The organism is Vibrio minamisatsumaniensis (assembly GCF_050337445.1).
Lineage (GTDB): Bacteria > Pseudomonadota > Gammaproteobacteria > Enterobacterales > Vibrionaceae > Vibrio > Vibrio artabrorum.
Genome location: NZ_JAKJSY010000135.1, coordinates 1 through 5,467 on the forward strand (window position 1 = coordinate 1; position 5,467 = coordinate 5,467).

A 5,467-nucleotide genomic window follows, 5' to 3' on the forward strand; every position below is an offset into this window, starting at 1 on the left:
AGCTAAGCTAAGTCAGTGGTGTCGAGGCGTTCTAGAACGAAGAGGAATGAACCGAGCGATAGTGGCACTTGCCGCGAAGAACGCACGAATTATATGGTCGCTTTTACACAATCAAACCGAATATGAAAACTATGCTGCTTAAGTAGAAACCTAAGCAGCATAAAGAGTTAAACCCACCGGGTCATTGCAGACGCTAATGATGGAGATAGGTTAAGACCACTTGCGGAGAGCCTGTTAATGCGGCGGACACACTAGATGTCATCTAACGAATAAGGCACCGCAGTCGCGCAAGTCATCAGGGCCACGACGTATGCGAATCGTCGATAAGTAGGCCGAATGTAGAGCGGCAGTCCAAAACCCATCAACATAAGTTTAGCGGATGTTTGACAACCGGGGGAATCCATGTAGCCGCATTAAGGTGTGAGCGGCGCTTGGCTATACTTGAGCAAAGCGAAACTGCCAAGCGTTGCGAATCACTCTTAAATGCTTTGTATGGATAATAAGCACTCCAATCGGGTAAAGTGAGACCCAGACTTTAGCTGCAACTAAAGTTCTTCTATCTGATAGTTCGATTAAATGATGGCTCCTCTATCGAGAGACCGATAACAAGTACGAACGTCAGATAGAACTCCAAGCAACACACTCGAATAGTCTTCTGGGTCTCGAGCCCGCATTTGCAAGCAAGAGTTAAGCTTATTATGAATACAAACACACTTCAAAACATTAATGTCGGCGTTGATACTGGTAAATCACAATTAGATATTTATATCCGTCCGCTCGACATTTACTTCACCGTTCCTAACAATGACAAAGGCATTAAACAAGCCGTAAGAACTATCTCTAAACACCAACCTCAGCGTGTCGTGATTGAAGCTACTGGACGATTAGAAATGCCCTTCATCCTTGTTTGTGACCAAGCAAAGCTACCCTATGTCATCGCTAACCCTTTAAGGATAAAAAGGTTCGCTGGGGCTATCGGACAAAGAGCTAAGAACGACCGTTTAGACGCCGCGCTCATTGCCCACTATGCTGAAAAAGTTCAGCCTGAGTTAACCAAGCTAAAAGCCGAAAATATCCGATTAATGAGTGACTTAGTATCAAGGCGAAATCAGTTACTCTCCATACAGACCATGGAAAGAAACCGACTACAAATATTGCCAAAGAACATCGCCTCAACCATCACACCCATCTTAACCGCTCTTAAAAATCAAATTGAAAAAGTAGAAGCTAAAATCACTAAGCTCATCGATACCTCACCTGAATACCAGACTAAAAATGAGATACTTCAAAGCATGCCTGGAGTCGGCAAAATACTGGCAGCCTCAATCATTAGTAACGTCCCAGAACTTGGTTACATCACCAATAAACAAGCCTCTAGCTTGATTGGCGTTGCACCCATCGTTAGAGAAAGTGGCCGTTACAAAGGAAAACGCATAATACAAGGAGGTCGGACTCAAGTTAGAACCGTTATGTATATGGCGATGATGTCTGCCATCCAATGTAACCCTGTTTTTAAGACCACTTATGAACGATTACTTGCGTCAGGAAAGCCCAAAAAAGTAGCCATAGTTGCCTGCATGAGAAAGATGGTTGTGATCTTAAACTCGATGCTCAGAGACGGTGTAATGTGGGATAACAATAGCGCCAAAAATTAACTATTGACGCCATAGTCTCTTGTTATGAGCGCACTTGATAAGTTGCACTTACTTATTTTGAAAGCCTAAACGCCCTTTGAAGAAAACTCCAGTGACAATTAAAACTGCTCCAAGAAACTGCGCCCCAACTTGTTCAAAGCCGAAACTATAGACCTCAATGAACAACCCAAACAGCATCTGTCCAGCAACAACTAATACTATTGAATTTGTTGACCCAAGCCTAACCATAACAAAACTATTCACTGCTACGTACAGCGCACCAATAACTCCCCCAACATATAAAGTTAGGTCTTGAGGTAATGCGTTTACTGGCTCAGTTACAAATATAAACAATAAGGACAACGAAACAAATCCTACAGCATGATTCACGAATGAAGCATGAAAAGCTCCATTACGCACACTAAGCTGACCATTCAAAACTCGACTTAAAGTGATACAAAATCCGTTAAGAAGACCTAGTAATATAAATTCCATTACATCTCTACCTTACCGTAAATTATTAAAATTGACCCGATTGCGACAAATAATGTAGGCAACAAGTTGGCTATAGTGACCTTAGTTTTGGGTTGGTTTAACAAACCATAATGTTCAAGAATTAATGAGAGAAGAAATTGCCCAATGAGCGCCAACGCTAAAGTTCCTGTCAGCCCGATATAACTCTGTACTGTCATTGATGCAAAAACTACTGTTAAAGCACCTGGAATACCTCCAAACCAATACTGTTTCTTGATTTCCGGTCGGTTTGCGCGAGCGTGATTTTTTTTGAATACAGAATAAAGAAGCCACGCTGTAATGCCACCAACCCCATGAGCAATCCAAGATGCTTGAAATGCAGAGGTAGTACCTGCTAATTCTGCGTTAACACTGATCATTAACGCAAGTAATAGACCACTAAAAATAGCTACTATAACTAAACCACTTTGTCTTAACATAAATTTTCCTCTTCTGATGAGGGCATTATAATTAACAACAAATTGATGTATAATAGCTAAATTATCACAACTAAGTTGAGCAAAAATCACCAATGAAAGATATTTTTCCCGCAATCCCAATATTTGTAGCAGTTGTAGAAGCGGGCTCATTCTCATTAGCAGCTGAGCGCCTTGGAATGACAAAGTCAGCCGTGAGCAAGCGTATATCTAGTTTAGAGAATAACCTTGGTACAAGGTTATTCCATCGAAGTACTCGAAAGTTGACACTAACGGAGTCAGGTGAAGAGTTTTCAGATTACGCTCGTAATTCTGTATACATAGCTCAGCAAGGGATTACCGCAGCGACATTAAATCAAGGCAACCCTAAAGGCACATTAAAAATTAATGCCCCAATGACATTTTCCAGATTACACCTAGCCCCTCACCTAAAAGAGTTCCTAGATCTGTACCCTGACATAAAAGTCATTTTAAGTATGGATGATCAAGTTGTTGATATGATCGCTGGTGCTTACGATGTCGGAATTCGGATCGGAGAATTAAAAGATTCAAGCCTAATTGCTCGGAAACTCGCTAAGTGCAACAGTGTTGTATGTGCATCCCCTGAGTATTTGCAACAAGCTGGTACTCCCAATACTCCACACGACTTGAAAGATCACAATTGTATTTATTACAGCTTGTTTCAAGCTGGTGTTGAATGGACATTTTTTAAAGCAGATGAAAAGCTCAAGGTTGAACCTACTGGAAATTTCATAGTAAATAATAGTGATGCTATATGTGAGATGCTTTTACAAGGACTAGGAATCTGTCAAATGCCAACATTTATTGTGCAGAGATACCTCAATACAGGTCAGTTAGTTCAAGTATTGGCTAACTATGACTTACCAGACCACAGCATTTTTGCTGTGTATCCAGAAAGGCGACACATGCCAGAGAAAGTAAAAGTATTCATCGATTTTATTGAGGAGAAACTACACTCCATTTACTGGGAGGTTGATGATGGTAAAAGCTCATAACGCCCAATTAAGGGGTGAACAACGCCTCCACCCAAACCTAAAGCATTGTGCCATAAACACTAAACTTGAAGTAGAAGCAAAAGTGCCAAGCGTTGAGAATCCCTCTTAAATTGCTTGTTAGGTTTTGGCTAAAATCGGACAACTTAGCCCATAAACTGCATGGTCAACAACTCGGCCATTCAAATTTTCAGCACGAGTTATGACGCCCTCCAATTTGAACCCTAAACGCTCACAAACATTTCGACTAGCTTGATTATCCGTCGCTGCTGATATTTGAACTTTTTGCATATTCAATTCTGTGAAAGCATAGTCGATAAGTCTCGATAGTGACTTACTGACGATACCTTTGCCTTGTAAATCACGGCGCAACCAGTAACCAATTTCAACTTTTTGTAAATCGTGATTGATAGTATTAAAGCTGATATTTCCTGCCACTTCGTTTTGGTACATCATCGCACAGACCAATGACTTGCCATCTGCATAATCATGTAATGACTTTTTGATAAAGCTTAGGAAGAACTCTTCATTTACAGCATGAGGTGGCCAAGCCAACCATTCACTTAAGTAGTCACGCTGATTTGAGACAATTTCGAGATATTCAGATGCAAATTTAGGCTCAACGAGGGCAAGTTCTAACCCCTCTTCAACTTCCACTGTAAACATAATTTTCCTCTTAAAAACCTAACGCCCAATTAAGTAGCTGACAACGCTACCAATACACTCAAATTTACCACCTAAATCACTGAAGCTAAACCGAGTTGAAAATGCCACGCGTTGACAGTCTGCTTGAATTGCTTGTTAGCTCTACGGTTTAGACTCAGCAAAACACAACTTATTGAAATTCATCACCATGATTTTCTAATGTTTTAGTACCACATTCGAGACAAACTACATACCTATCGATTAAATCTAGTGACGCTCCGGCAGGACTAGCCATACCACCCAAGAAACCCGAGATAAATTCCTTACACTTTTCTTTCTTACTATTGCCATATTTGGACGGTTTTTGTTTTATCAACTCTTTATGTTCTGTGTTTTGACCACACTTTACGCAATACCTAGCATTCATTTTAACCTCAACTATTGTTTTATAAATCATGGGAACAATAACGAGATAAATTGCATATGAATGAGAAATGAATCACATATACAAACCAATGTGCATAGTTAGTTGATAAGTAGAGCTAACGCCCAATTAAGTAGTGAACAACGCGACCACTTAACTAGAACATTGTGCCGTAATCACTAATGCTGATTCAAACCAAAATTGCCAAGCGTTGTGAATCTGCTTAAATTGTTTGTTATGATTTATTTTACGGTTTTCCAATTCCTTGCGGATGTTCTCCCGGCCAATGAAGTAATAACTGAATTTCCTACCTCACCCGAAGAGCTGTGGGATTTCTTACTTTTTTTACGTTTCTTCTTTTTGGCTTTATTGATAGGTTTGTTCCGGAGCTCAAATTTCTCAACGGCTTCAGATATCGAGCAGCCAGATCTTCGGCGAATGTTCAAAATGGAGAGTTTTTGCTTCTGACCATAATTTTCTAGTAAGTAAAACTCTGGATCTTTAAAAGCAGGAACCAACTCATTAGGTTTATCCCCAGTTAAGTCGGAGGATACAAGCTTTCTTGATGTCGATTTATTCATGAAACCTCCGATAAATCATAACGCCCTGCTAAGTGGCTAGCAACGCATTACACGATACTTAAACTAGCCGCCGTAAACACTGCACAAGACTAGAACCTAAATTGCCGAGCGTTGATAGTCCGCCTTGAGCAGTTTGTTATGTTTAACCTGCTGTAAATAGCCGATCCATTATCAACGTTTTTTCTTCAGTGGTAGGCTTAGCAATATAGAAATAACTGTC

At 40.4% G+C, this 5,467-nt stretch carries 7 protein-coding genes and 1 pseudogene; 3 read left to right on the plus strand and 5 right to left on the minus strand.

The annotated features are described in order from the left end of the window. Together L4B77_RS19285 and L4B77_RS19290 are read left to right on the plus strand one after the other, a co-directional pair. Window positions 1-142, plus strand: a pseudogene (locus tag L4B77_RS19285) (IS110 family transposase); the annotation flags it as partial. Between the two features lie 556 nt (window positions 143-698). Next, window positions 699-1,655: an IS110 family RNA-guided transposase gene (locus tag L4B77_RS19290; RefSeq protein ID WP_429752438.1), complete on the plus strand. Its 957-nt coding sequence runs from the start codon at window positions 699-701 to the stop codon at window positions 1,653-1,655. Between the two features lie 48 nt (window positions 1,656-1,703). Here the strand turns inward: L4B77_RS19290 and L4B77_RS19295 are convergent, their stop codons facing one another. Further along, window positions 1,704-2,129 (minus strand): DMT family transporter, encoded by a 426-nt coding sequence (locus L4B77_RS19295; protein ID WP_017050349.1) that lies wholly within the window; start codon window positions 2,127-2,129, stop codon window positions 1,704-1,706. Further along, entirely contained in the window at window positions 2,129-2,587 is a 459-nt protein-coding gene (locus L4B77_RS19300; protein ID WP_176312598.1) for a DMT family transporter, read from the minus strand. The genes L4B77_RS19295 and L4B77_RS19300 overlap by 1 nt, the downstream gene beginning before the upstream one ends. 92 nt (window positions 2,588-2,679) lie before the next feature. On the opposite strand from L4B77_RS19300, the gene L4B77_RS19305 reads away from it, so the two are divergent. Next, window positions 2,680-3,600 carry a LysR family transcriptional regulator gene (locus L4B77_RS19305; protein ID WP_171981797.1) on the plus strand — a complete coding sequence of 307 codons (921 nt, stop codon included), beginning with the start codon at window positions 2,680-2,682 and terminating at the stop codon, window positions 3,598-3,600. Window positions 3,601-3,717: 117 nt separating this feature from the next. Here L4B77_RS19305 and L4B77_RS19310 read toward each other — a convergent pair whose 3' ends face one another. From L4B77_RS19310 to L4B77_RS19320, 3 genes are all read right to left on the minus strand, one after another. Continuing rightward, window positions 3,718-4,263: a GNAT family N-acetyltransferase gene (locus L4B77_RS19310; RefSeq protein ID WP_277436119.1), complete on the minus strand. Its 546-nt coding sequence runs from the start codon at window positions 4,261-4,263 to the stop codon at window positions 3,718-3,720. Between the two features lie 169 nt (window positions 4,264-4,432). Further along, window positions 4,433-4,669 carry a hypothetical protein gene (locus tag L4B77_RS19315; RefSeq protein ID WP_429752440.1) on the minus strand — a complete coding sequence of 79 codons (237 nt, stop codon included), beginning with the start codon at window positions 4,667-4,669 and terminating at the stop codon, window positions 4,433-4,435. A gap of 239 nt (window positions 4,670-4,908) precedes the next feature. Then, entirely contained in the window at window positions 4,909-5,247 is a 339-nt protein-coding gene (locus tag L4B77_RS19320) for a hypothetical protein (RefSeq protein WP_429752436.1), read from the minus strand. Window positions 5,248-5,467: the final 220 nt, after the last annotated feature.

What these genes read in the sequence shown, in the direction of transcription:
- L4B77_RS19290 (WP_429752438.1), top strand. Translation starts at nt 699, where the DNA reads ATGAATACAAACACACTTCAAAACATTAATGTCGGCGTTGATACTGGT.
- L4B77_RS19295 (WP_017050349.1), bottom strand. Translation starts at nt 2,129, where the DNA reads ATGGAATTTATATTACTAGGTCTTCTTAACGGATTTTGTATCACTTTA.
- L4B77_RS19300 (WP_176312598.1), bottom strand. Translation starts at nt 2,587, where the DNA reads ATGTTAAGACAAAGTGGTTTAGTTATAGTAGCTATTTTTAGTGGTCTA.
- L4B77_RS19305 (WP_171981797.1), top strand. Translation starts at nt 2,680, where the DNA reads ATGAAAGATATTTTTCCCGCAATCCCAATATTTGTAGCAGTTGTAGAA.
- L4B77_RS19310 (WP_277436119.1), bottom strand. Translation starts at nt 4,263, where the DNA reads ATGTTTACAGTGGAAGTTGAAGAGGGGTTAGAACTTGCCCTCGTTGAG.
- L4B77_RS19315 (WP_429752440.1), bottom strand. Translation starts at nt 4,669, where the DNA reads ATGAATGCTAGGTATTGCGTAAAGTGTGGTCAAAACACAGAACATAAA.
- L4B77_RS19320 (WP_429752436.1), bottom strand. Translation starts at nt 5,247, where the DNA reads ATGAATAAATCGACATCAAGAAAGCTTGTATCCTCCGACTTAACTGGG.